The following is a 23,833-nucleotide window of genomic DNA, read 5'->3' as shown; positions in this document are numbered from 1 at the left end:
CCTGAGAGAATACGACAATAAAAAAATAAAACTACGCCCTTTGATTTTTATTTAAAGGCATCACAACGCCATATAAAAATCGATTTAATGCAGTAAGGCTTGATAATAACCATTATGTTGCATTCATAATTGCTTTTCTGCAAAATGGTATGAGTATATGAGTATATGAGTATATGAGTATATGAGTATATGAGTATATGAGTATATGAGTATATGAGTATATGAGTATATGAGTATATGAGTGTATGAGTATATGAGTGTATGAGTGTATGAGTATATGAGTGTATGAGTATATGAGTAAAATTTGTTTCTTTCGACAATATAAGGCGGCAAACGTGCCAAGAAATTTAAACTAAGAGCAATATGTCAGCTTTCATATGTACGTTTTAAAAAGATACATGAAGACATATCAAATTATCCCTTTGCTTCTTACTAATATATGTACAGATATAAGTACAGATATAGTATATACTAGTATAACATTCAACCTATAATGATAGGTCATATAACCAACATAATTAAACGTGGAGTAATTATTATGGACGTTGTGAACTACACTGATTTTAGAAAGAGCTTAGCAAAGTATATCGATAAGGTAGACACTGATAAAGGCCCGATATTAATTACAAGACAAAATGCTAAACCGACGGTATTAATGAGTTTAGAAGAGTTTAACTCGTATGAGGAAACACTGCATCTTTTAAGCAGCCCTACCAATGCCAAGCGTCTCAGACGCTCTATTGCTGATGCTAAAGCTGGTCGCTTGATTGAACGTGAGATTGATGCCAAAGATATGCCACTCACTTTTGATGATGAGGTAGACGCTTGATACTATCTTGGACGGAAGACGCGTGGGAGGACTATGAGTACTGGCAAAGAACCAGTAAAGAGAAAGTCAAACAGATCGGTAAGCTGATTAAAGCCATCAAACGTGACCCATTTAAGGGTATTGGCAAACCTGAACCACTCAAACATGACCTTGCAGGCTACTGGTCTCGTCGAATTGATCAAGAGCATCGGCTGGTTTATGAAATTCAAGATGATGCGATCATTATCGTCCAGTGCCGTTATCATTACTAAGCAAAGGTATAACAGCTCAAAAAGTGCCTGATTTATAATTAGGCACTTTTTCATAGTGATAGGTAGTTAGTTAATGTCCAGAAACGTTCTTTAATTCTTGAGACATCTCAGCAATCAACTGACGCGAGTACTTAGCCACGATTTGTATTTCAGAATAGCTATGGTCAACCTTTAAGAGACTTGCGATGATTTGACGCTTCTTAGTAACGGGTCTACGGCTTCTATGTTTATTTTCTGCTTTAGCCTAAGTAATTTAAAAATGCCCTAGATATTAAAAACCTAATCTATATGACAAACAAAAAAATGCCTCTGGGAGTTGACTCCTAGAGGCATTTAGTTTTTAATGTAATTAACGGTTACAGTGTGCGTCAACACCCTGTAACGAACAAATAAGCATACGCAGTGCGTTATTTGAACAGCATTAAATGCCCGTGTAGGTGCATTTTATCCAAAATATGCTTTCATATCAACCTTATTCACTATACATTTTAAAAACTGCTTGTTCGCTCGTTACCTCCTTGTGCTGCTCTCTCTGTAATTGTTACCCGTCAAATGGGTGGCAGGCCTCGGCGACGACTGCGTTTGACATAAGGGTGAGCTCCCTACAGGGGTGACTAGACAAAGGATCAGAGCAACGCAATGAGTGGTTACTCGTGCATATCGTAGCGGTATATTGGGTTTATGCCCTTGCTAGCGTATGACAGCACAGTAGCGGTTAAGAGCGTGTCTAGGCGGTGCTATCAGCCGTAATCTTAACAACCGTAGCTTGATACAGTGATACGGTCTTGATGACGCGATGGGCGATGAAGTCGGCATGACTAATCACATCAAATCCAAGGAATGCACTAAAGCGTTTGTGAGTGTTTTATCTACTCATAATCGCTTTAGGGTGAGTGTTCCTTGAAATCTGCTCAAGGCTCCAAAATCAGCATAAATTCACTTAGGCTAATTTAAGTAGTATATAGCCCACTCGGCTATATACTATAAGAGTCCAGAGAAAAATTTAGAATAGTTATTATACAGCAGTCACTTATTCAGTGAGTCGATATTGTCATGGTTGATTCATAAGCTTAGTGTGAATAGAACGAGATCTATGCCTTGGGTAAACTACCTCCCAAACTTATAATTGTTCTTTATCTTGAAATCCTAATTAAACTGAAACCTCGAATACTTTTATTTAGTCAGCATCCAAAGTATTATCTTTGTTTTGAATAAGTATGAGATCATCTTGAGCTTTCTTAAGTTGATCTTGTAACAGAGTCACTTGTTCCTGCTTTGATAAATGACGGCTTGATAGCTCGCTATACTGCTTATTCAGTACGCTATGCTCAGCTTCAAGCTTAGCCTGTGTTTGGGTCAGCTGATCGTTGAGTCCTGATAGCTTGTTACGCTCAGCGACTATGGCCTTTAACTCCCCTTTGACTTCTGCTGTGTCAGTCGCTATCTCATTGCGTTCAGTGGTGACTGTCTTTAGCTCACCCTTAGTCACTGTCAGTTCTGTTTGTAGACGTGCAATTTCTGCTTTATCGCTACTAGCAGTGGCTTCAAGCGTGGCCACTTTTGATAAGTTGACGTTAAGCTCTTTTGACTGCTGATCAAGGGTATGGCGCAGATCTGCAAGTTGAGCTTGGGCTGCATCTGTTTTAGCTTGCTCAAGCTCAAGCGCGTGCTGAGTATCACTGAGTGTCTGTATCAGCGTGTCACGTTCAGCAGTAATCTGAGCCGAAGTGATTGCCGCTGCCTCTGCAGTTGCTGTGACCTCATCGAGCTCTAGCAACAAATTAGCTTGTTCACTCTCTAGCGTCTTAACCGCTTCTTGAGCCTCATCTGTCTCAGCTTGCGACTTGGCCTTAATACTCTCTAGAGCCTCCCGTTCTTTAACCAGACGATCATTGGCAATATCAATGGCCGTCTGCCACATATCTGCACCAAGCGTTTGTAAGCGTTCAGCAATGCTACTTGGTAGCTCAACCTGTCTTAGCTGCTCTTCTTGTTGGTTATCCTGACGCCAAGACTTCATGGCTTCACTGATGGTCGTGAATGATCCACCACCCAGCGCCTTACGCACTTCGGCTAAAGTAGGTTTGATACCTTGTTCGTGCAGTTGATCAGCAATAGAATGAATTTGCTGTGTAGTAATGGCCATAATTATTGTCCTTAATTTTGTATGAGTAAATATGTAGCGTTTGTAGTATGTTGTATATAGTATAATACAATATACAACATACTACAATATAAGGCTTAAAAAAACCTCAAGTAATCTTGAGGTCACAATCATTAGATTAGGGCTAACGATCAGTTAAGTACTCTTCTAGCGCATTACTATCATTTATTAATGATTAGCGCCTGTTTGCTTGGTTTTATCCTTAAATTTGGCAATGATACTGGCCTCAGTAAAGAACGCTTATGGTTTAATACTGCCACGGCTAACACCTGACCAGTCGGTGACTTCTGGAATGTCTGATAGATCAATGTCGTCATCATTAAGCGTTGCTAAATGCTCTAAATCTACTTGTTGCTTGGCCGTTAGTGGTGGTAGCTCGTCTATTTGATAGCTAACTTTGTTCACACTGGCTCCCTTTAATTTTTTTGACACGTCTAGCTGAGATAGATAATGCGTATAACCTCACCATTATCTATTTCTGTTTGCGTATGGGCTACCAATAGGACGGCGGTACCGTCTACTGTACCCAGCGCTTGCCACTGCTTTTCATCATTTTCATACCTGTCTTGCTGACGCAGGCATAAAAGGTCTAGAAAAACTCGGGCGGCTGCCTCAAATAATAAACGGTGCTTACGCTGATTGGTGTTTTTTTGTTCATCCCATTCAAATCTAATGCTTATCTGTTCTCTCTGTCAGTATGCTCTTTATAGATTAGCAATTCATCTTGACTGACAGCTGATACTTTCTGGTATTCAAAAGATAGCGGTACTTGATTGGTTTGCGCCACTTGGGTCAAGAACAATTTAATCGCTTGAGACGGCGTTAGACCATAGCTTTCAAACACGGCAAAAGCATTTTCTTTTAGCTCTTGATCGAGCCTGATATTATAATTAGTTGTCGTCATGGCATTACAAATGGCTTATCTGTGTACATATAATATAAACCATTTGTATAGACAGTACCAGATTAATCACTCTTTTTTCTTTGCTATGATTTTTGCTTAGGGAACGTATAACCTACCGCCAGCAAATGCTTTTTATGGGTCTTTAAAAAAGCTTCATCTCTTAATTGAGTGTGTAACCAGCTGATCACTTCTTGGGTACTTTTTCCTGAAGGCGCATAGCTACCAAATGGGGCATAGTTAGCCAATAGAGGCGCAAAACGGTCGATCTGTTTGACGGTTAAGGATGGTATATCTCTATTCTCATTATTCTGATTTAAGTCCTCCAGACTTTTTTTCTTGGTGGGCTTAGCTTTGACATTAAATTTTAGTCCTGTGACGGTACGACCACGTTTAACGTTTTCATAGGTGATTTTAATATCTGACTTTTCTGTTATTTCTTCAACGCTTGGGTTGATGACTCGACTTTTAGGTTGTTAATACGTTCGTAAGATTTAGAAAGAGCTAGCTCCTCTCTAATTTCTTCAAGTGACATTGTCCACGAGCTCATTGCCTCATGTTTTTTGGCCAGATGGTATATATCTATTGAATATTCACCCTTCAGTTTAAGTACATCTTCTTTTTTATATTTAGTGAATGGATTATTTTCATCAAAAACCTTCAACATCAGTAGCACTTCATCTGTAAAACATAGAGACACATAGCCATCTTCATATATTGATCTGATGACCCACTGTACATTGACACGGCTACCGCGTTCATTTCTATAGCTAAAAAATCGCCTCATCATCGTTTCACTAGCATCTTTTAATTGAGTATAAGCAGAATCCACTTGAATGTTGCAAGCCTCTGCAAATGCTTTCGCGGTTATCTCTATAGTGTCTTTTTCAGTGGCATCTATCAAACGCACTACTGAACTAGCAAGCAACAGCAACCGTTTTTCATCAAGTGTCATTTCATAAAACGCTTGTAGAATACGATTTTGCATAACAACCCAATTTGCAGGGTATTTCTTCTCATATAAACCAACTTGGTTAGTCATATCTACGCCTTAATGCTCAAATCTATCTAATTGTAGCATAATACCTGCTGATTGTAGCTTTTAACCTAGCTGATTGTAGCATTAACCTAGCTGATTGTAGCATTAACCTAGCTGATTGTAGCTTTATAGATCTTGAAGCCCTTAATTGGTAAGGTCTGAGAGCGTCCTAAAAGTCTTTAAAAGTCTTTAAAAGTAAAAAATATGTTTTTATATTAAATAATAGGAAAAAAGCTCAAGAACTGACGGATTTGAGATGATAATATGAGCGACCAATCACTTATAAAACTTATCAGTAGCCCAGAATGCAATTGTCCATTTACTTGATGTTAATCCTCGTTCACATAGTTCGGATCAAGCTTGGATCTTTGAAAATCTTCAAAAGCATGGTCAAAGATATTTTGAATATCTTCATCTGTCATTCTGGACAACCCTGTTTTCACATTCTCAATATCAGTCTCATTTTTTGTAGATAGTTTGTCTTCATTTTCAGTAGCCATTATCGATACCTCTGTAAACTCCTTTTAAATCGTTGCCAAAAAGCCTAAAAACCACTCTTATATGTGTTTTACACTCTGTTCGATACGATGGTAGCTAAAGCTGTTCTAAAACGCTTAAAACAGCCGATAATCGTCTCCTAACCTTTCGCTAATTAGCAGACGATCCAGCTGTACCGTCAATTAAGCGATTTCTAGCAGCTACTGTGCTGATGAATCATCATCAAACAATGAACCGTGATCACTGTTGTGACTGCTTTTAGGCGGTGTAAAGCTGCTTGGTACCACCTCAGCTTTACTTTGTATTTTATTGGCAATTGCTTTCAAAAACTCACGGTGCTTTTTTAAACGAACGTAATTTTCATTATCGTGTGCGTCTAAAAAAATAGCTTGCAGTTCATGATTGTCATCATCGTCTAATGCGTTGGCCAACCACTCCCCTAATATTTTATGTGCTTCAAGCCTGTCCTGATCAATCTCTTTTTTAAGAGCCTGCAACTGCTTGATCTTATCTGCGAATAGATCATCTGATATTACTGACATTATCTCATCCTTTTTCAGCTAACTATGATAGAGTTGATCCTAGCAGTACACACAAAGGTATGCAAGGTAGTAAAATACACAAGACCACATCTTTTCGTGGGCGCAGTAGTATTTTAACCCTCTGTTAAGAGCGAACTTAGGAGTTTATGTAAAAAAGACCCACAAGGGGTACTATTTTTTTACATAAACTCCGTCGTTCGGCAGGGGGCGAACCCCCTACAACCCCCAAAAAAACATTTTTCAATTCCGGGTTTTTTGCTATGAATAATAAAGGGTTTCATCTGTCGGTTAGCGCTGTTAGCAAAGCGAAAAATCATAGTGTGTTGGCAAAATCTGCCTATAATTCTGGCTCAAAACTGATCGATAAGCAGTTGGGAGAGATACATGATTACACCAGTAAAGCTAAAGACAAAATCTTAAATTTAGTGGACAGTGATGGTACTAAATACACGCAAGTTATTGAGAAAAATGTGATGCATACGGCGTTGATAACGCCAACTCTTGCTGGGAATCTAGCAGTGACACGTGAGGGTTTTTGGAATGATATCGAACGCATTGAGACTCGTAAAAACGCGCAATTGGGTACTGAGATTGATGTGATGTTTCCTGATGGGATCACCGCGGATCAGCGTATAGTTCTGGCCGAGCGCTACGCTCAAACCTTATCTGATCGCTATAACGTGCTTGTCGATGTGGCCATTCATCGGCCCCACAGTCACGAGAAACATGTGGGGGAGGTTGAAGTGGTTGAGCTGACCAGTCGTAACTTTCATGCCCATATTTTACTCTCAAGCCGTGAGATAGTAGCGGATGTTGAGGGTTATGCTTTATCAGCACGCAAGAATTGGTTGCAGTGGTCAACGGAGGAGCGGTTATCCAAAGGACTAAATGGGCGCGGTGATGAGCTTAAATATCAACGCCAACTTTGGGCGGATATGGCTAATAAGCTATTGCCTGAGAATAAAAGTATCAGTGAGAAATCATACCGTGAGCAGGGCATTAATCGTTTACCAAAAATGAAACTGGGCAAGTCATTGTATAAGGATATCTTAAAAGGTAAGCGTTCAGTGATTCATGAGTACAACGAGACGATTGATGAGATCAACGCCTACATCGAAGAAAATGGTTTAGTAATTGAGTATGACGACAAGGGTCGTATTGATCTTGAGAGCAACGTACAAGAGATTGATGGCGTTACAGTACATTATAAAAAACGTAAACCCTTTGCACGATTTGAACTTAGTAACATTCGCTTGGTAGATCCCGCCGCTGAACTTACACCCCTACTCCTAAAGAGGACAGTCAGTCTCATAGTGATGCGGCCAATGATCAAACACTTGATGAGCTTTTAGTGATCTCAGACGATTTTGAAAAGCAAAAAAAGATGGTGCGCAGCGCCTTATTTTCAACCATTGATAGGCTGCATGAAGAGTTAGCGCACCAGTCCAAACAGACCATCACCATTGACGAAAATATTAAAAGCACACCGCGGTTCACCGAAGAGGTGGGACAGGATTACAGCACGTCCCGCCAAAAAATGATTGAGCTTGCCAGGCAGATAAGCACAAAAGAGCAAAGTGAGGCACTAAAGGCGGCTTTAGCGTTGGTTGAGGAGTTTAGACAAGATGATACCCTACAAACGCGCCGCGCCGTTACCAATCTTGAGAAGCAGCTGTCACAGATTGATAAAATAGTGCTGAATAATAAAGCGATGCTAGAAAAGCTGATCCCGCTTAATAATGAAGTCATTGCTGACTACAAAGGGTTGAAGGCCACCCTAAAACCCTTTGCCGCAAAGCTGAATAAACTGGCGACTGGCTTTAAAGCACTTGATGAGATTGATATTGAAAAATCCGACTTATCCTTACAGTGGGATCAAGCGTTTGCGGATCTACAAGACATAGACGTCACCAATAACATGGATACTTATCATAAGTTTGCTGCATTTGCAGATCTGGATATTGAGCGATTTAAGTACCTTGAAAAAGAACGTGAGGCGCTCAGTACATTAAAAGCGGTAGAGATAGACGCGGATACTGACACTCGTTTGACGGCCTTGGCTGCCGATATTAAAGCGTTTAAGACTGCCAATGATAACGACATCAAACAGTTAAAGCAGCAAATTAATACCAGTCAGAAAACCTATCAGCGCCTATCGCCGTTTTATGAGCAGCGTATCGATTTGCTTGATCAAAGTGAAGCAGTAATCGTGCAAGATAATGATTTATACGATGAGATTACTCAAACCAAGACCACTCAACTAAATGCAGATCGGCTTGAGGACTGGCGTAACCGTATGATGGCGCTGCATCAGCGCCTCATTAACGATCATGAACAGGCACTGCTTAAGGAAGAGGCTGAGCGCGCACGAGAGGAGGCTTTGATCAGGCGGCGAGCAACCTTACAACAGAGGCGGCAGCAGGCATCTCTTAAGCGTCAGCGAATCAATGAGACCAAAGCATATCGAAATCGATTTGACAATTTATTGGTAAGAGTGCGTGACCGCGTTGATAGCCTTGATTTTAAGGTCATTGATGCATCGATCGAAGTGATTAACGCGGCTGAGGCAGTTGCCGCGCAAGCATTTATATTTACCACTCTAAAACGCACTGACAGCTTTACCGTGCTACAAAAGAATTTACGAGACACTGATGCCAAAAAAGCTGCATCGCAGGTGCGGGAAGCAGCAACGACGCTATGGCAACAGCTTGAGCGCTTGTCTGACAATCAAGATAAGGTCGAGGTGTTAACGAAGATCAATGAGCGCTTTGAGCATGTTCCCGCTATCACCATAGGTGGGGCAACGCTCACGCAAACTGTGACAGATCACCTGCAAAAAACGAAGAGCGCCATCCAAGCGCATGAACAAGCACAAACACGCCGCTATTCATCTCCACGCCCATTTTAGGCGGCATTATGATAATGAGTATCCTATGAATAAAGACAATAGCAATGAGTACGACATTCACGATGAGCTTATTAATCTCGTGACCAGACTCAAACCTGTGATCGAAGCGCTGCGAGCATTGATTGGACAAGCCGATGATGCGGTGGCAACGCGCCTTGATCAATCGCTTGGCCATATTGATGCCAAGATAGAGGAGATGACTGCCGTTACTCAAAAGCTGGATGGTAGCGCAAACAGTGCCTCAGAAGCATTGAGTCAGTATCAGAATCTGGTGTTAGAACAGCTACAAGCGGCAGTGACTACCTTTACTGACACTGAGATGCCGAGCCGTTATGATGACAAAATAGCGGACATCATCACCAATATGAAACAGCAGATTGATACGGCTGTACAGGCGGTCATCACTGCTAAAAACGACAGCATAGAGGCGAAAGTGAATGCCATGCAAGCGGTGGCTGATAAGCTTGGCGCTAGTGCGGACAGTCTTGCGCTATTCACCAGTCAGTATCAAGCCGGTCATGAGCAGATTGTTCAAGATATCAAGGATTTTGAGACCGCTACAAAAAAGCGGATTGGAGAAGTAAAAGAGGATGCTGATGAAGACTTGGGTAAGATTTACAAGTCTATTGAGTCCATGAGTATTAAAAGGATAGCAGCAGTAGCCGCTGCGTGTACGGCAGCAGTGGTAATGAGCCTTATGGCCCTGATATTTTGGTATGTACCAAGCTTTGATAAGATTGCAGAGATGAGACAGCAGCAAGCAGAGCTACAGCGCGGCATCGATGAGCTTGAAACGGGTTGGAAACAGGCCTTTAATAATGCTCAAAGTGCGCAGTTTATTTTGGCTTGTGATGTTAATAAAGATCAGCCTGATGTGATCAGCTGGTGTGTCAGAGCAGACAGTAAAAGCTTTTTGAGAGATGAAAAAGGCTTTGTTTATTATAAAATAGCTGGGTCGACTCGCGCAAAACCGACTGAGTAAAGGTTTATGGTAATAGTGAACCATACTCCCCAAAGAGGCCTTTATAGGGTTAGGGTAGCGTAGATAATTGTACGGGCATTTTTAGGCTAGATACTGGTAGCAGATGGCCTTGGTCAAAAATGAGTCTTCTAAAACATATATCAATGAAAAAAGGTTTGGTTGACTGCCGTTATCTTTGTCTATATTAAAAAGACATTAGTATAGCGTCTGTTAAATTTTTATAACCATATCAGAAAAAAGCCAGATAATGAAACTTTATCTGGCTTTAAAGATTGTTGTTTCTTGTCGAACAAGATATCTGTGAATATCAGCTAAAACGATTAGGCTGCTTGGTCAGTATAAGCTGTGACCAAATCTATAAAGGCGGTTTCAAGGATGCTTAAAGTGTAGTCGTCAACGATAAGACCATCATCCAGCTGTCGTTGTACCCAGACATAAACCGCTTCATCATTATAAAGAATAGAGTCAACACCCAGTAATGATGCCAGCTGTACGCCTTGCTGTATTTGTAAGCTTGATAACAGCTGAGAAGCTAAGGCTTTAGTCTGTTCGCTAAACCATGTGCAGCTGTTGAGCCGCGATAGATTGTTATTCATTAGTATTCTCCTGCAGATTATTGTGTGTAAATAATGGATAAAATGACTTCCTACAGGTCAAATTATACCTACATTTTAATCTATTGCAAGAGAAAATGACCTTCTATAGGTCTTTTTATACTTTTAAAGGTGATAATGTCTTATGAGCGAAGGTGTTCACTCAGGTGATTCACTGCTGTCCTCATTTATGATTTCATATAAATCACCAACATTGATTCTAAGATACGTGCATAAAGACTCGATGACATCTAGATCAACTCGGGTGGCTTCTTCATGATACATGCGAGTAATGGTGCCACGATTGATACCAGTATCTCTTGCGACATCGGCAATTTTAAGGCGTCTTTCGCCCATGATGGTCGATAAGTGACACTTCACCATAATGGTTTCCTCATTAACGATTAGTGGTTTTTGATTGGTGAGCGGATTATAACGAATATGAGCGGCTAAAGTATTCCTTTTAGTAGCTCAAATTGATATCCAATAGCGGCAATTTACCTAGTAGTAGGCAGTTTATTATGCTGTCTTTGATACAGGACGTCTATCATGATGGATATGCGCTAGTTAGAAAAGGCGATGCTATTTTTACTATGAAGTATTGCTATTAGTAGTGATGTGACGTACATTTTTAGTTATACTTATATACTTATATACTTATATACTTATATACTTATATACTTATATACTTATATACTTATATACTTATATACTTATATACTTATATACTTATATACTTATATACTTATATACTTATATACTTATATACTTATATACTTATATACTTATATACTTATATACTTATATACTTATATACTTAATATATACTACAGGGATCTGTATTTATGAAGGTAATTGCGGTATTGAATCAGAAGGGCGGCAGCGGTAAGACCACCATTGCAACGCATTTAGCACGGGGACTACAGCTAAAAGGTCATAGTGTGCTGCTGGTAGATAGCGACCAACAGGGCAGTGCGCGTGACTGGAGAGCAGTTGATGAAGACAATCCGGTACCAGTGATCGGGCTCGACAGACCAACACTTGATAAAGATTTAAAAAACGTCTCTGATAAAGATTATGTGGTGATCGATGGATCGCCGCAAGCTACTAGTCTGGCTATTTCTGCTATAAAAGCGGCTGATTTTATATTGATTCCGGTGCAGCCGAGCCCCTATGATATCTGGGCGACCAGCGATTTGGTTGATTTAGTGCAGCAGCGTATTGAGATGATGGATGGCCAACTAAAGGCAGCCTTTGTTGTCTCACGCGCCATTCAAAATACCAATATTGGTAAAGAGGTTGCAACCGCGCTGCTTGATTATAATATTCCGGTATTAGAGACCAGAGTGATGCAGCGAGTTGCTTATCCTAATAGTGCTGCCCTTGGTAAGACAGTATTTGATACCGAATCGCCTAGTAGCAATGCGATACAAGAGATAACCGCATTGGTCAGTGAGATTCAAATATTTTTTGGTGAGGAGTAAGTCATGAGTTTATCAGCAGGTCGTCCTAGTAAGAACGTTAAGGATCAGTTAGCGCTATCAGATGTGACGGATAGTTCCAAAAAGACGGTACGAGTGAATTTCAATCTAGATGAAGATAAGCATGTTGCACTCAAACGGTATGCGCTTGAGAGCCGCAAAACGGTTACTGAGCTGTTGACTGAGATGATTGAGGAAAAGTTGGTTGAGCGATAAGCATAAGACATAAAATCTATATCGGTTATAGGATTTTAGAGCTGATTTTTTCAACACCCACTCAGCCAGTATTTTTTTAGCGACAGACTAATGATGACTATTTTTATTGTTGATCTGTTACTGTTAAGCTATCTATGCGCTATTTAGAAACCATCTTTTACTACCTAACCTGTAGAAGGATTGTACTTTTTACAGGTTAGATTTGTTTTAGTCCGATATTTCTACAGGTTAGCTTTATAAATATCTATTAAAACAACTGGCTAACTGAATTCAAACTTTAACTAATACTGCCCCTCAGAACATAGAGAACAAAAAAACATGGCTAAAACACCTGCAAATAAGAACGACAACATAAAAGATGGTCGCTTTGAAGAAGCCCTTTGGGATGCTGCCAACAAGCTACGAGGTAGCGTCGAATCATCAGAATATAAGCACATTGTTTTAAGCCTGATTTTCTTGAAATTCATCAGCGATACCTTTGAGCAGCAAAGACAGAAGCTCATCGATACGGGCTATGAGAAGCACATCGACATGGTGCAAGCTTATACCAAAGACAACGTCTTCTATTTGCCAGAAGAGAGCCGTTGGAGCTTTATCCAGCAGAATGCCAAGCAAGAAGATATTGCCCTTAAAATCGATACGGCACTTAGCACGATTGAAAAGACTAACCAATCATTGAAGGGCGCATTGCCGGATAACTACTTCTCTCGTCTTGGCTTAACTGCCAGTAAGCTTGCCGCTTTGATTGATGTCGTCAATAACATCGACACCATCGGTAATCCAGAAGAAGACACGGTAGGGCGCGTGTACGAGTATTTCTTGGGTAAGTTTGCCGCGACTGAAGGCAAGGGCGGTGGTGAGTTCTATACGCCTAAGTCTGTGGTTAATCTAATTGCTGAAATGGTTGAGCCGTATCAAGGCAAAATCTATGATCCGTGCTGCGGTTCGGGCGGTATGTTCGTGCAGTCGATTAAGTTCATTGAGAGTCACCACGGCAATACCAAAGACGTGTCTATCTATGGGCAAGAGTATACCAGCACGACCTACAAGCTCGCTAAGATGAACCTTGCTATTCGTGGTATCTCTAGCAACTTGGGCGATGTGGCAGCCGATACGTTCTTTAAAGATCAGCATGAAGACCTCAAAGCGGACTTCATCATGGCAAACCCACCGTTTAACCAAAAGGATTGGCGCGCCTCTGATGAGCTGGTCGATGATCCACGCTGGGCAGGGTATCCGACGCCGCCTACGGGCAATGCCAACTATGCATGGATATTGCACATGATATCTAAGCTCTCTGAGCATGGGACTGCTGGTTTCGTACTGGCAAACGGCTCAATGTCTACCACTACCAGTGGTGAGGGTGAGATACGCCAGCAAATCATCGAAAACGATTTAGTCGATTGTATGATTGCGCTACCAGGTCAACTGTTTTATACCACGCAGATTCCGGTGTGCTTATGGTTCATCAGTAAAGACAAAGCCGCCACCTCCGCTGATAGTAAAGCAAAAGGGCTGCGTAATCGTAGCGGTGAGACGCTATTCATCGATGCGCGTGCTATCGGTAGTATGGTTGATCGTACGCATAAAGAATTTACTACTGATGACATCGAGGCGATTGCCAAGACGTATCATGCATGGCGCGGTGAGAAAGAAGCTGGCGGCTATGAAGCCTACGCAGACGAAGCAGGCTACTGTAAATCAGCTACGCTTGACGATATCAAAGCCAATGATTATGTGCTGACGCCTGGGCGTTATGTCGGTGCTGCGGCAATAGAAGACGATGGCATTCCGTTTGAGACTAAAATGTTTGAGCTTAGCAAAACGCTATATAGACAGATGCAAGAATCTGAAAAGCTAGATGAGACTATTCGTCAGAACTTGGAGGTGTTGGGTTATGGCGAGTGATTGGAAGACAACTACATTTGAAGAGTCCTCAATTGAAATTCTAGATGGAGATAGAGGAAAGAATTATCCAAAAAAATCAGAATTCACTGAGTCTGGATATTGTCTTTTTCTAAACACAGGAAATGTGACTAAAGATGGGTTTAAATTCTCATCTACAGAATTTATTTCCTCAGAAAGAGATCAGCTATTAAGAAAAGGAAAGCTTCAAAGGGAAGATGTGGTATTAACAACTCGTGGCACTGTTGGAAATGTTGCTTATTATGATAGCTCTATTCCTTTTGATCACATCCGTATTAATTCAGGCATGGTTATATTAAGGTCTGACGATACTAAGATATTACCACGCTACTTGTATTTATTTCTCCGTTCTAAATTATTTGAAGATCAAGTTATTGCTCTTCAATCAGGAAGCGCACAACCACAACTTCCCATTCGTGACATTAAAAGAGTCGAAATAAAAGTTCCTTCAGTCACCGAGCAAAAAACTATCGCTCATATTCTTGGAACTTTAGATGACAAAATCGAACTTAACCGTCAAATGAACGAAACGCTAGAAGCGATGGCGCAGGCGTTGTTTAAAAGCTGGTTTGTTGATTTTGATCCGGTGATTGATAATGCGCTTGCGGCTGGTAATGCTATTCCTGATGCCTTACAAAAAAAGGCGGCTGAACGTGCCGAGCAACGTAAAGGCATTAAGAAAAAAGATAATTCAGATATTCAGGCTTTATTTCCTGATGAGTTTGAGTTTACGGAAGATATGGGATGGATTCCGAAGGGGTGGGGTGCTTCAACTTTAGATGACTTAACTACAGAACTACGCCGTGGTATTTCCCCAAAATACACTGAAGTTGATGGTGTCAGAGTTGTTAATCAGAGATGTATTAGAAATTATAGTATAGATTATTCGGTATGTAGGCTGAATGACGAAAGTCTTAGAAAAGTAGAAGGTCGCCACCTTGAGGTTGGAGATGTTGTTGTGAATTCAACAGGCGTTGGAACCTTAGGACGAATGGCTCAAGTTCTTTATTTAGATGAACCAGCTGTCGTGGATTCTCATGTAACAATAGTTAGACCTAACACTGAGTTAGTGAAACCTTATACGTTTGGCAGGTTGATGCTATCCATTGAACCATTAGTTGAGTCGATGGGTTTAGGAAGTACTGGGCAGACCGAATTAAGTAGAGTTCATTTAGGAGAATTAGTTGTATGTGTTCCTCCTATAAAGTTACAGGAATTTGTTGAAAAGTCGTTTTTGAGTTATTCAGATAAAAGCGCCTTCAATATTCAGCAAAATATCACCCTCGCTAAGCTTCGCGACACGCTTCTACCTAAGTTTATGTCAGGTGAGCTACGTATTGCAGACGCTGTGGCACTGGTGGATGAAGCTATATAGCTTTTGACAGTAAACGTTTATCCCAAAAATATAATCATTAATGGAGTTTAAGATGAAGAAGCTTTTACTTAGTTTGGCGTTTAGTTTAGGTGCTTTATCAGTAACTCCTGCAATGGCTGCCGCTCCTGCTTTCTCTGCCAGTCAAATGGCTCAGGTCAAAATCAAAGACTTGAGCTTTAAAGAGGTTATGCGTGAGTTTTATAGTGGGCGTATGGGTTATGAGTTTATTGATGATGAATATATTGAGTCGATGCCAAATATTGGTTTAGACAGTATTGATAGCGATGGAGAGAGAACAGTTGCTTTAATGCATCCAGTATTGCCTTATAAAAACGTAGTAGGTGAGCCACGTTATTTGACCATCATCGAAAAAGTTCAAGTCAATAATGGTTCATTGGTTTCTTGCCATGTTTGTGGTGCAACAGCTGATTTATACAGTTTTCAAAAGCTAAATAATGGCCAGTTTCAATTGGTAAGTAAAACACCAAACGATGTGGAGTTTTCTACTAGCTGGGGGCGAGTTGGACTTTATGCCGAAGATATTCAGAACGGCCTACAGCCGTTGGGGAAAAACCTAATGGGCAGTATATTTATGAATGGTTATACCTCTACTGGGACAACGGATAGCTGGTGGGATGTATTGTTCTTACCTGAAAATGACTTTATCAATATATATACGTTAGGTGATGCTGGCTCAAACAATGCCGGAAATTACGAGGAAGACTCACCTCTGTACTACAGCTATGATGTTGCTTTTAAAGTCATACCTGAAAACACTACTTATTATCCTATTAAATTGACTTATAAAGGCGATAAACCTACTGACGACTATGAGCGTATCAATAGTGTCAATTACAGCAAGATTGTGAAGTTCAATCCGGTGAAAAAGGCTTATGAATAATTTAGCTTTGGTTTAGCCGTGGACTGGCGTATTAGTTATCGAGAAAGATAATACAGAATAATAAAAAGGACTTACCATTGAAATTTACTGAAGACCGACTTGAACAGGCCATTATCGAACTACTAGCAGCTGAGGGCTATCCACATACGGTTGGTGAAGCACTTGATCGTAATCCTGACGATGTGCTGATTAAGTCTGATCTTCGACAGTTTTTAGCCACCCGTTATAGAGATGACTTGATCACAGAGTACGAGATTGAGTCCATCATTCATAAGCTTGAGTACCTTCCTGCGTCTGATTTGTACGATACCAATAAAGCCATTATGAAGCTTATTGCTGATGGCTTCACACTCAAGCGTGAGGAATATACCCAAAAAGACTTATACATCCAGCTGATTGACTATGAAGCACTCGATAACAATCGCTTTCGCATCGTCAATCAGATGGAGATACAAGGCTTTGAGCTACGTATTCCTGATGGCATTCTCTATATCAACGGCTTACCACTGGGGGTGTTTGAATTTAAGAGCAGCATCCGTGAAGATGCCACCATGTTTGATGCCTATACCCAGCTGACCACCCGTTATAAGCGCGATATTCCAGAGCTGTTTAAATACAACGCCCTATGTGTCATTAGTGATGGGGTCAACTCAAAAATGGGTTCATTCTTTGCGCCTTATGAGTTCTTCTACTCTTGGCGCAAAGTCACAGGCGATGAGAAGTTAGAGAAAGACGGCATTCATTCACTGCTAACCATGATGAGCGGTTTATTTGATAAAGCACGTTTGCTGGATGTTATCCGTAATTTTATTTACATACCTGACAAATCAAGCAAGGAAGAAAAAATCGTTTGTCGTTATCCGCAGTATTATGCTGCCACCAAGCTATACGCCAACATCAAGCAGCACATGAAACAGCTCGATAGTCATGGCAACTTAATTGACGATAATGGCTTACGTGACGGTAAAGGCGGTACGTACTTTGGCGCGACTGGCTGTGGTAAAAGCTTTACCATGCTGTTCTTAGCCCGTCTGCTAATGAAAGACGCGGCGCTTGGTAGTCCAACCATTATCTTAATCACTGACCGCACCGATTTGGATGATCAGTTATCCAAAACCTTTACCAATGCCAAGACCTATATCGGTGATGAGAATATCATCAGTGTCGAGAGTCGTGCTGAGCTAAGAGAAGAGCTCAAAGGGCGTAAGAGTGGCGGCGTATTCCTAACCACCATTCACAAGTTTACCGAAGACTTAGCACTACTGACAGAGCGTACCAACGTCATCTGTATCTCTGATGAAGCGCACCGTAGCCAAATCAACCTTCAGCAAAAAATCACCGTTACCGAAGATGGCGTCAAAAAGACCTACGGCTTCGCTAAATACTTGCATGACTCATTACCCAATGCCACATACGTCGGCTTCACGGGCACGCCGATTGATGCCACCCTTGATGTCTTCGGCGCAGTCGTTGATAGCTACACCATGGTTGAATCGGTATTCGATGAAATCACCGTGCGTATCGTCTATGAAGGTCGCGCCGCCAAAGTACTGCTCGATAGCAAGCAGCTTGATGAAGTCGAAAAATACTATCAACAAAGCGCCGACGCTGGTGCTAATGAGTATCAGATCGAGAAAAGCAAAAAAGCCATGGCGAGCATGTCTACCATTCTTGGTGACCCTGACCGCATTAGAGCCATTGCTGAAGACTTTGTTCAGCATTATGAAGCACGAGTCGCTGAGGGCACCACACAAAAAGGCAAGGCGATGTTTGTCTGTAGCAGCCGTGAAGCCGCCTATCAGTTATATAAAGACATCATAGAGCTGCGTCCTGAATGGGATGAGGTACGAGCGTGCGAAGAAGGTTCAACCTTATCTGAAAGCGACAAGAAAAAGTTAAACCTATGGAGCGCGTCAAGATGATTATGACTCGTAACAAGGATGACGCAAAAGGCATGTGGGATAATCTTGGTAATAAAGACTACCGCAAAGAGCTAGATCGTCAGTTTAAAAACGGCAAATCGAACTTTAAAATCGCCATCGTCGTCGATATGTGGCTCACAGGCTTTGACGTACCTTTTCTCGATACCATCTACATTGATAAACCTTTGCAAAAGCATAGCCTGATTCAAACCATCTCACGGGTCAACCGTAAGTTTGAAGGTAAAGAAAGCGGCTTAGTGGTGGACTATATCGGCATCAAAAAGCAGATGAACCTGGCGCTCTCGCATTACACTGGCGGTCAGATTCAAAACCTAGAAGATATCCAAAAGTCAGTGGTGGTGGTAAAAGACCATTTGAATCTATTGGATACGGTTTACCATAAGTTTGACTCTAGCCTGTACTTTAATGGCACACCACTGCAGCAACTTAATTGCTTAAACGCGGCGGCTGATTTTGCGCTGCAATCTAAAAAGCTAGAAAAACGTTTTATGGATTTAGCCAAGCGTTTGAAGTCTGCCTATGACATTTGCGTCGGTAGCAGTGAGCTCACAAAAGCGCACAAGGACAAGATTCATTACTACCTAGCCATTCGTACCATCATCTTTAAAATCACTACTGGTGGCGCTCCTGACGTCGAGCAGATGAACCAAAAGGTACGTGACCTAGTGAAAGACGCGCTACTTAGTGATGGGGTGGAAGAAATCTTTAAGCTCGGTGATAATACCGACGGTGAGATTGATATCTTCGATGAAGACTACCTAGCCAAGCTTGAGGTGATTAAACAGCCTAATACCAAGTTAGAGCTACTACAGCAGCTACTGGCTAAAGCCATTGGTGAGCTGAAAAAGACCAATAAGGTTAAGGGCGTCGATTTCAGTAAGAAGATGAATGCCTTGGTTGAGAAATATAACGACCGTGACGAGCAAGATGTACTACGCGCTGAAGTCATTGGCGATTTCTCTGATGAGATCATCAAGCTGTATCACGAGCTGCGCGAAGAGATGGCGTCGTTTGGTGAGATGGGTATCGACTTTGAAGAAAAGGCGTTTTACGACATCCTGCTGTCACTGGCGCATAAGTACGATTTTACCTATCCTGAAGACAAACTGCTTGAGCTGTCTAAAGAAGTGAAAAAGCTTATCGATGAGAAAGCCAAATACACCGACTGGAACAAACGCGACGACATCAAAGCGGAGCTACAGTTTGATTTGATGGTGCTTCTCGATGAGTGGGGATATCCACCTGTTGATTCCAAAGAGGTCTATAAAGAGATATTTGAGCAGGCTGAGAACTTTAAGAAGAATAGGGTGGTTTAGTTATACTCAGACATAGTTTATGTATGAATTATTTAATTTCGAATATGCTATAAAGATAATTCAATGCCGTCAGGTATCACAGTCTGACTACAGTAAACCAGATTACGATGTAGTTGGGGCGGTTTAAAACTTTGTCCTTTTGCTCTTGTTACTGACTTAGTGCTTGCCATGAATATAGCCATAACGACTACCTGATTATTTGCTTAGTGGTTGGGTTTGATGTGTCCCCAACGTGTTTTGAGAACTGTGATATATTTTCCCTGTTTGAGCACATGCAAGAGGTCTATATATTACAGTTCTCGAAAACGTACTCTTGGTCAGAAAGACACAACCATTAATCATTGAAATAAATCTTTATAGATTAAAAATTACCCATTTTTCTAGAGCTGAGCAAATAGCTTTATTGCTAATGTAGTAGGATGATGAAAACTAACAAGCTACATAAATATTTGGATAAGGAAATTCTAGCATGAAGTTAAAAAAGGTCATCTTCAATGATCAAGGCTTTAGAAATTTACGCAATCTGACTATTAATATTGCTCCAAGAATTACTGTGATTGCAGGTCATAACGGTATAGGAAAGTCTACAATTCTTGGGCTAATTGCAAATGGGACAGAATATAAAGCTAATAAAACCTTATTAAATAAGAAGTTTAGCTCTGATTTCAGCGAAATATTCTATTTGGACTATCAAGGTGACTTTGCGCTAAGGAATAATGGCGCATCAACAGGGAACTTAGTGTATGAGGTAGATGATACAGAAATTACAAAAGTTTGTACTGTAACAGCTGGACATAAAATTATTATCAACCAGAAACAATATAGACCTTTTATGGTCAAGGTTAATAAATCAGATTTAACTGAAAAACAAATTGAGGATTTGGAAGCTAAGTCAGCGAAAGAACCTGAGGAAAAATTCATTTATATTCTTAGGGTAAGGCTGATACCTAGAACGCAAGGAACCCAATCGAAAGCAGCTAAGGTAGAGTTACCAACGATATACTTAGGAATGAGTCGTATTAGCCCCATAGGGGAGTTTGATAAATCAGCGATAAGTTATAAAAAGACACAAAAAACTGCTGCAACGTTGCAGTATATAAATAGTTTTTTTAATGATGTGATTCCATATCAACAGACAGAAGATCCTAATTTATACTCACACACTTTTATTAAAAGTAATAAGCAGTCGTTAGTGCCTGAATTTACACATTCATCACTGGCAATATCTCTCGGCCAAGATTCATTAAGCTCTATTGCTACTGCATTTGCATCTTTTAAATCGCTCAAAGATCAAATAGCTGATGCATATAGAGGTGGAATTCTAGTCATTGATGAGATAGAGGCAGGTCTTCATCCTAAAGCGCAATTGAAGCTGATGAATGTGATCAAAAGGGAAGCGAGAAATTTGGATTTGCAAATAATCGTTACGTCACACTCTCTAACTATTCTTAAGTTTATATTTGACATCATGTCAGAGAAAAATCCTAATCCACAAGACAGCATAATATATTTGATGGATACATTAATACCCAGAACGATGAGCAACCCTACATATAGCAAGATAAAGAACGATATGCTTCTGAAAAAAGATCATAGTTCTGAGATAGATGTTGTACCGAAAATTAAGATTTATTTTGAGGACGATGAAGCTAAATATTTTTTGAAAAAATCCTTGAGGCTCTAGGTATTACCAATAGCGACTCTGCATTCGGTAGAGAATTTGAACCTATTTCATTGAAAATAGGTTGCGAAATATTGACAAAACTAGTGAAAACGGATGGTTATTTTCAAAGCGCAGTATTGATTGCTGATAATGATGTAGCTAGTAAAGCATCAAATAGAAGCACTATAGAGCAATACGATAATTTTTGCGTTCTACCTGGTAACAAAGACTTTACGCCAAATACAGCTTCCTATCTTAGAAACCCAGAAATGATACTGTATAAATTCATAGAGTCCAGATTAAATGATATAGAAACTTATCGTGATTTTTGGAATAACTCAGGTATCTTTACTACTGATCATGTGCGTGAACACGTCGTTAACAAGAAGCCTGAAGAACAAAAAAATAGAGCTTCTATGAAAGAATGGTTTAATGCTAACCTTCGCTATTTTGACGATATGAAAATTGTAGAGTTGTGGTGCGAAGAGAACACTCACTTAGTAGAAGATTTTATCAAAAGCTTAGGTAAAGCAATCGATGCGGCTGCACAAAATGTGAATATACCGATTAAATAATGCGTTGTGACTATACTTGAGTAAGGTTTAATAATGAAAAAGAGATCAATTTCCCCACTAAGGTATCCTGGTGGTAAAGTCAGTATCTACGATATAACTCATGATGTTATGATAAGTCATGATATGGAGTTATGTCAGTATGCTGAACCTTATGCGGGTGGATGTGGCTTAGCATTGAAACTATTAGTTAATAATTTAGTTGATGAGCTGCATCTCAATGACATTGACCGCTCTATTGCTTCGTTATGGGCTTGTATAATTGAACAGCCTGAGGAATTGTCGCAGCTTATTAGTACAGCTAAGCTCGATATGGAAGAATGGTACAAGCAGAAAGGTATCCAGAACCTGAAAGATAGCATTGATCCATTAGATCTGGCTTTTTCTACTTTGTATCTGAATCGTACCAACCGTTCTGGCATTATAAAAGCTGGTGTGATAGGTGGGAAAAAACAGGATGGTGCATACAGGATGGATTGCCGTTTCAATAAGTCAGCTCTGATTAAAAAAGTCCATCAAATTGCTAAAATTAAAAATAAAATCCATATATATAACCTTGATGCGATTGATTTTATTGAAAAACTAGAAAGCCTTAGATTACCAAAACCTTTGCTCATGATAGATCCACCTTATTATAATAAGGGACAATCTTTGTATACGAACTTCTATAATCATGAAGATCATGCTTCGGTTTCAAAAAAGCTGGCGGAAACTTGTTTGCCGTGGCTTCTTACCTATGACAATACTCCAGAAATTAGCAAACTATACAAAAATTTCAAGCAATACCAGTTTGATATTAACTACAGTGCAGCGAAAAAGCGGATGGGTAAAGAGCTTTTTATTACCTCTCCATACTTTGACTATATTAAACATGACAGACTGAAAACGGCTTAAAACTTAGTAAGGTATACCCCACTCTCAACTTATTTTTCTAAGGTATTGGTTTACTTAGTTTTTAACATTTCAGTTAAAACAATTAAAATTTTAAATTCTATAAAAATCAAAAGCCTACGATAAGTTGAGATTGGCGTAAAACATAGGTAAAGTTTGGCTGCTAATTTGAGGAGACCATCCAACATAGTGTCGTCTAGCCCTGCTTTAACACCCGATAAACCGTAGCCACCCCAACACCAACCGCCTTAGCAATCTCCTCTTTCGTCATATTATTTTGACTGGCCAACTCTCTAATACGATTATGTTTCACTGTATTGGCTTTCTTACCTGTGGGCTTATAACCACTATTCGCTAACCCCTGCTTAATCCGCTCTCTACGCTTATCGTTATCAAGCTTTGCCATCGTTGCTAACAAGTCGATCAGCATATGGTTAATCACTGTTAGGATCTCACCTGTCATGCCCTTACTTACCGTATGCGTGGTTGGTAGATCAGCCACCACCAATCGCAAGCCTTTGTCTTTGATACGCTGCTTTAGAATTGCAAAATCATCTTGAGATAGCCTGCTTAATCTGTCCACGCTTTCAACCAGCAGAATATCGCCTTGATCAGCGTCCTTTAATAGCTTAGCTAATACTGGCCTATCGAGCTTTGTACCACTGAAATGCTCAACATACTCAACATGGTTATCATTATAGCTTTGGCTAAAGCTAATCAAGTCAGACAAGGCTCTCTTAGCATCTTGATCCTTAGTGCTGGCTCTCACATAAATACGAACGGTCATAACGCCACCTTTATTAATTAGACTTAATAATTAATGTTCATTGATAATAACAAGA

Annotated in this window: 24 protein-coding genes and 1 pseudogene; 14 read left to right on the top strand and 11 right to left on the bottom strand. The window is 40.4% G+C overall.

Annotated features, from left to right (window positions below; genetic code table 11):
* Window positions 1–538 precede the first annotated feature (538 nt).
* Together RAH45_RS13530 and RAH45_RS13525 are read left to right on the top strand one after the other, a co-directional pair.
* The gene (locus RAH45_RS13530) at window positions 539–829 is read left to right on the top strand and encodes a type II toxin-antitoxin system Phd/YefM family antitoxin (RefSeq protein WP_087813576.1); all 291 of its coding nucleotides are present in this window, start codon (window positions 539–541) and stop codon (window positions 827–829) included.
* Window positions 826–1,080, top strand: coding sequence for a Txe/YoeB family addiction module toxin (locus RAH45_RS13525; RefSeq protein WP_087813577.1), 255 nt, complete (start codon window positions 826–828; stop codon window positions 1,078–1,080). The genes RAH45_RS13530 and RAH45_RS13525 overlap by 4 nt, the downstream gene beginning before the upstream one ends.
* 1,177 nt (window positions 1,081–2,257) lie before the next feature.
* Here the strand turns inward: RAH45_RS13525 and RAH45_RS13520 are convergent.
* The 8 genes from RAH45_RS13520 to RAH45_RS13490 all read right to left on the bottom strand — a co-directional run bounded on the left by RAH45_RS13520 (window position 2,258) and on the right by RAH45_RS13490 (window position 6,224).
* Entirely contained in the window at window positions 2,258–3,226 is a 969-nt protein-coding gene (locus tag RAH45_RS13520) for a DNA-binding protein (protein ID WP_281491739.1), read from the bottom strand.
* A gap of 258 nt (window positions 3,227–3,484) precedes the next feature.
* On the bottom strand, window positions 3,485–3,649 hold the full coding sequence (locus RAH45_RS13515; protein ID WP_156410068.1) for a hypothetical protein: 165 nt from the start codon (window positions 3,647–3,649) through the stop codon (window positions 3,485–3,487).
* 29 nt (window positions 3,650–3,678) lie between these two features.
* Window positions 3,679–3,918 (bottom strand): BrnT family toxin, encoded by a 240-nt coding sequence (locus tag RAH45_RS13510; protein WP_373429194.1) that lies wholly within the window; start codon window positions 3,916–3,918, stop codon window positions 3,679–3,681.
* Between the two features lie 2 nt (window positions 3,919–3,920).
* Window positions 3,921–4,148 (bottom strand): type II toxin-antitoxin system RelB/DinJ family antitoxin, encoded by a 228-nt coding sequence (locus RAH45_RS13505; RefSeq protein ID WP_058368521.1) that lies wholly within the window; start codon window positions 4,146–4,148, stop codon window positions 3,921–3,923.
* Between the two features lie 83 nt (window positions 4,149–4,231).
* On the bottom strand, window positions 4,232–4,564 hold the full coding sequence (locus tag RAH45_RS13785; RefSeq protein WP_373429193.1) for a hypothetical protein: 333 nt from the start codon (window positions 4,562–4,564) through the stop codon (window positions 4,232–4,234).
* Window positions 4,565–4,578: 14 nt separating this feature from the next.
* Entirely contained in the window at window positions 4,579–5,187 is a 609-nt protein-coding gene (locus tag RAH45_RS13500) for a replication initiation protein (protein WP_306495966.1), read from the bottom strand.
* Window positions 5,188–5,513: 326 nt separating this feature from the next.
* Window positions 5,514–5,684, bottom strand: a complete 171-nt coding sequence (locus tag RAH45_RS13495) for a hypothetical protein (protein WP_156410067.1) — start codon at window positions 5,682–5,684, stop codon at window positions 5,514–5,516.
* A gap of 198 nt (window positions 5,685–5,882) precedes the next feature.
* Window positions 5,883–6,224 (bottom strand): hypothetical protein, encoded by a 342-nt coding sequence (locus tag RAH45_RS13490; protein ID WP_281491740.1) that lies wholly within the window; start codon window positions 6,222–6,224, stop codon window positions 5,883–5,885.
* 260 nt (window positions 6,225–6,484) lie between these two features.
* Here RAH45_RS13490 and RAH45_RS13485 point away from each other — a divergent pair, with 260 nt between their 5' ends.
* The 3 genes from RAH45_RS13485 to RAH45_RS13475 are packed head-to-tail and all read left to right on the top strand — an operon-like array spanning window position 6,485 to window position 10,114.
* Window positions 6,485–7,576: a MobA/MobL family protein gene (locus RAH45_RS13485; protein WP_306495964.1), complete on the top strand. Its 1,092-nt coding sequence runs from the start codon at window positions 6,485–6,487 to the stop codon at window positions 7,574–7,576.
* A 32-nt stretch (window positions 7,577–7,608) separates the two neighbouring features.
* Window positions 7,609–9,132 carry a hypothetical protein gene (locus tag RAH45_RS13480; protein ID WP_306495963.1) on the top strand — a complete coding sequence of 508 codons (1,524 nt, stop codon included), beginning with the start codon at window positions 7,609–7,611 and terminating at the stop codon, window positions 9,130–9,132.
* Window positions 9,133–9,157: 25 nt separating this feature from the next.
* Window positions 9,158–10,114 (top strand): hypothetical protein, encoded by a 957-nt coding sequence (locus tag RAH45_RS13475; protein WP_281491742.1) that lies wholly within the window; start codon window positions 9,158–9,160, stop codon window positions 10,112–10,114.
* Window positions 10,115–10,434: 320 nt separating this feature from the next.
* Here RAH45_RS13475 and RAH45_RS13470 read toward each other — a convergent pair whose 3' ends face one another.
* Window positions 10,435–10,710 (bottom strand): hypothetical protein, encoded by a 276-nt coding sequence (locus RAH45_RS13470; protein ID WP_281491743.1) that lies wholly within the window; start codon window positions 10,708–10,710, stop codon window positions 10,435–10,437.
* Between the two features lie 156 nt (window positions 10,711–10,866).
* Window positions 10,867–11,091, bottom strand: coding sequence for a helix-turn-helix domain-containing protein (locus RAH45_RS13465; protein ID WP_025652654.1), 225 nt, complete (start codon window positions 11,089–11,091; stop codon window positions 10,867–10,869).
* A gap of 461 nt (window positions 11,092–11,552) precedes the next feature.
* Between RAH45_RS13465 and parA the strand changes: the two genes are divergently transcribed.
* The 9 genes and pseudogenes from parA (at window position 11,553) to RAH45_RS13420 (ending at window position 22,994) form a co-directional block, all read left to right on the top strand.
* Window positions 11,553–12,191, top strand: coding sequence for a ParA family partition ATPase (parA, locus tag RAH45_RS13460; protein ID WP_025652655.1), 639 nt, complete (start codon window positions 11,553–11,555; stop codon window positions 12,189–12,191).
* Window positions 12,192–12,194: 3 nt separating this feature from the next.
* Window positions 12,195–12,404, top strand: a complete 210-nt coding sequence (locus RAH45_RS13455; protein WP_144297959.1) for a plasmid partition protein ParG — start codon at window positions 12,195–12,197, stop codon at window positions 12,402–12,404.
* A gap of 318 nt (window positions 12,405–12,722) precedes the next feature.
* Window positions 12,723–14,312 carry a class I SAM-dependent DNA methyltransferase gene (locus RAH45_RS13450; RefSeq protein ID WP_281491744.1) on the top strand — a complete coding sequence of 530 codons (1,590 nt, stop codon included), beginning with the start codon at window positions 12,723–12,725 and terminating at the stop codon, window positions 14,310–14,312.
* Window positions 14,302–15,705, top strand: a complete 1,404-nt coding sequence (locus tag RAH45_RS13445) for a restriction endonuclease subunit S (protein WP_306495979.1) — start codon at window positions 14,302–14,304, stop codon at window positions 15,703–15,705. Before RAH45_RS13450 ends, RAH45_RS13445 begins: the two co-directional genes overlap by 11 nt.
* A gap of 52 nt (window positions 15,706–15,757) precedes the next feature.
* A complete protein-coding gene (locus tag RAH45_RS13440) occupies window positions 15,758–16,606 on the top strand; it encodes a hypothetical protein (protein ID WP_281491746.1) in 849 nt (282 codons plus the stop codon).
* A 77-nt stretch (window positions 16,607–16,683) separates the two neighbouring features.
* Window positions 16,684–19,865, top strand: a pseudogene (locus tag RAH45_RS13435) (type I restriction endonuclease subunit R).
* 469 nt (window positions 19,866–20,334) lie between these two features.
* Window positions 20,335–21,549 carry an ATP-binding protein gene (locus RAH45_RS13430; RefSeq protein WP_306495978.1) on the top strand — a complete coding sequence of 405 codons (1,215 nt, stop codon included), beginning with the start codon at window positions 20,335–20,337 and terminating at the stop codon, window positions 21,547–21,549.
* A gap of 83 nt (window positions 21,550–21,632) precedes the next feature.
* Window positions 21,633–22,103 (top strand): hypothetical protein, encoded by a 471-nt coding sequence (locus RAH45_RS13425; RefSeq protein ID WP_306495976.1) that lies wholly within the window; start codon window positions 21,633–21,635, stop codon window positions 22,101–22,103.
* Window positions 22,104–22,136: 33 nt separating this feature from the next.
* Complete coding sequence (locus RAH45_RS13420; protein ID WP_281491749.1) at window positions 22,137–22,994, top strand: DNA adenine methylase; 858 nt, start codon at window positions 22,137–22,139, stop codon at window positions 22,992–22,994.
* Between the two features lie 193 nt (window positions 22,995–23,187).
* Here the strand turns inward: RAH45_RS13420 and RAH45_RS13415 are convergent, their stop codons facing one another.
* The gene (locus RAH45_RS13415) at window positions 23,188–23,778 is read right to left on the bottom strand and encodes a recombinase family protein (RefSeq protein ID WP_200663334.1); all 591 of its coding nucleotides are present in this window, start codon (window positions 23,776–23,778) and stop codon (window positions 23,188–23,190) included.
* Between the last annotated feature and the right edge of the window lie 55 nt (window positions 23,779–23,833).

The organism is Psychrobacter sp. van23A (assembly GCF_030845275.1).
Lineage (GTDB): Bacteria > Pseudomonadota > Gammaproteobacteria > Pseudomonadales > Moraxellaceae > Psychrobacter > Psychrobacter faecalis.
The sequence above is the reverse complement of the archived record's forward strand: the minus strand, read 5'-3'. Positions and strand labels throughout refer to the sequence as shown.

What these genes read in the sequence shown, in the direction of transcription:
- RAH45_RS13505 (WP_058368521.1), bottom strand. Translation starts at nt 4,148, where the DNA reads ATGACGACAACTAATTATAATATCAGGCTCGATCAAGAGCTAAAAGAA.
- RAH45_RS13420 (WP_281491749.1), top strand. Translation starts at nt 22,137, where the DNA reads ATGAAAAAGAGATCAATTTCCCCACTAAGGTATCCTGGTGGTAAAGTC.
- parA (WP_025652655.1), top strand. Translation starts at nt 11,553, where the DNA reads ATGAAGGTAATTGCGGTATTGAATCAGAAGGGCGGCAGCGGTAAGACC.
- RAH45_RS13490 (WP_281491740.1), bottom strand. Translation starts at nt 6,224, where the DNA reads ATGTCAGTAATATCAGATGATCTATTCGCAGATAAGATCAAGCAGTTG.
- RAH45_RS13430 (WP_306495978.1), top strand. Translation starts at nt 20,335, where the DNA reads ATGAAGTTAAAAAAGGTCATCTTCAATGATCAAGGCTTTAGAAATTTA.
- RAH45_RS13470 (WP_281491743.1), bottom strand. Translation starts at nt 10,710, where the DNA reads ATGAATAACAATCTATCGCGGCTCAACAGCTGCACATGGTTTAGCGAA.
- RAH45_RS13520 (WP_281491739.1), bottom strand. Translation starts at nt 3,226, where the DNA reads ATGGCCATTACTACACAGCAAATTCATTCTATTGCTGATCAACTGCAC.
- RAH45_RS13495 (WP_156410067.1), bottom strand. Translation starts at nt 5,684, where the DNA reads ATGGCTACTGAAAATGAAGACAAACTATCTACAAAAAATGAGACTGAT.
- RAH45_RS13475 (WP_281491742.1), top strand. Translation starts at nt 9,158, where the DNA reads ATGAATAAAGACAATAGCAATGAGTACGACATTCACGATGAGCTTATT.
- RAH45_RS13530 (WP_087813576.1), top strand. Translation starts at nt 539, where the DNA reads ATGGACGTTGTGAACTACACTGATTTTAGAAAGAGCTTAGCAAAGTAT.
- RAH45_RS13445 (WP_306495979.1), top strand. Translation starts at nt 14,302, where the DNA reads ATGGCGAGTGATTGGAAGACAACTACATTTGAAGAGTCCTCAATTGAA.
- RAH45_RS13500 (WP_306495966.1), bottom strand. Translation starts at nt 5,187, where the DNA reads ATGACTAACCAAGTTGGTTTATATGAGAAGAAATACCCTGCAAATTGG.
- RAH45_RS13465 (WP_025652654.1), bottom strand. Translation starts at nt 11,091, where the DNA reads ATGGTGAAGTGTCACTTATCGACCATCATGGGCGAAAGACGCCTTAAA.
- RAH45_RS13480 (WP_306495963.1), top strand. Translation starts at nt 7,609, where the DNA reads ATGGTGCGCAGCGCCTTATTTTCAACCATTGATAGGCTGCATGAAGAG.
- RAH45_RS13440 (WP_281491746.1), top strand. Translation starts at nt 15,758, where the DNA reads ATGAAGAAGCTTTTACTTAGTTTGGCGTTTAGTTTAGGTGCTTTATCA.
- RAH45_RS13485 (WP_306495964.1), top strand. Translation starts at nt 6,485, where the DNA reads ATGAATAATAAAGGGTTTCATCTGTCGGTTAGCGCTGTTAGCAAAGCG.
- RAH45_RS13455 (WP_144297959.1), top strand. Translation starts at nt 12,195, where the DNA reads ATGAGTTTATCAGCAGGTCGTCCTAGTAAGAACGTTAAGGATCAGTTA.
- RAH45_RS13415 (WP_200663334.1), bottom strand. Translation starts at nt 23,778, where the DNA reads ATGACCGTTCGTATTTATGTGAGAGCCAGCACTAAGGATCAAGATGCT.
- RAH45_RS13450 (WP_281491744.1), top strand. Translation starts at nt 12,723, where the DNA reads ATGGCTAAAACACCTGCAAATAAGAACGACAACATAAAAGATGGTCGC.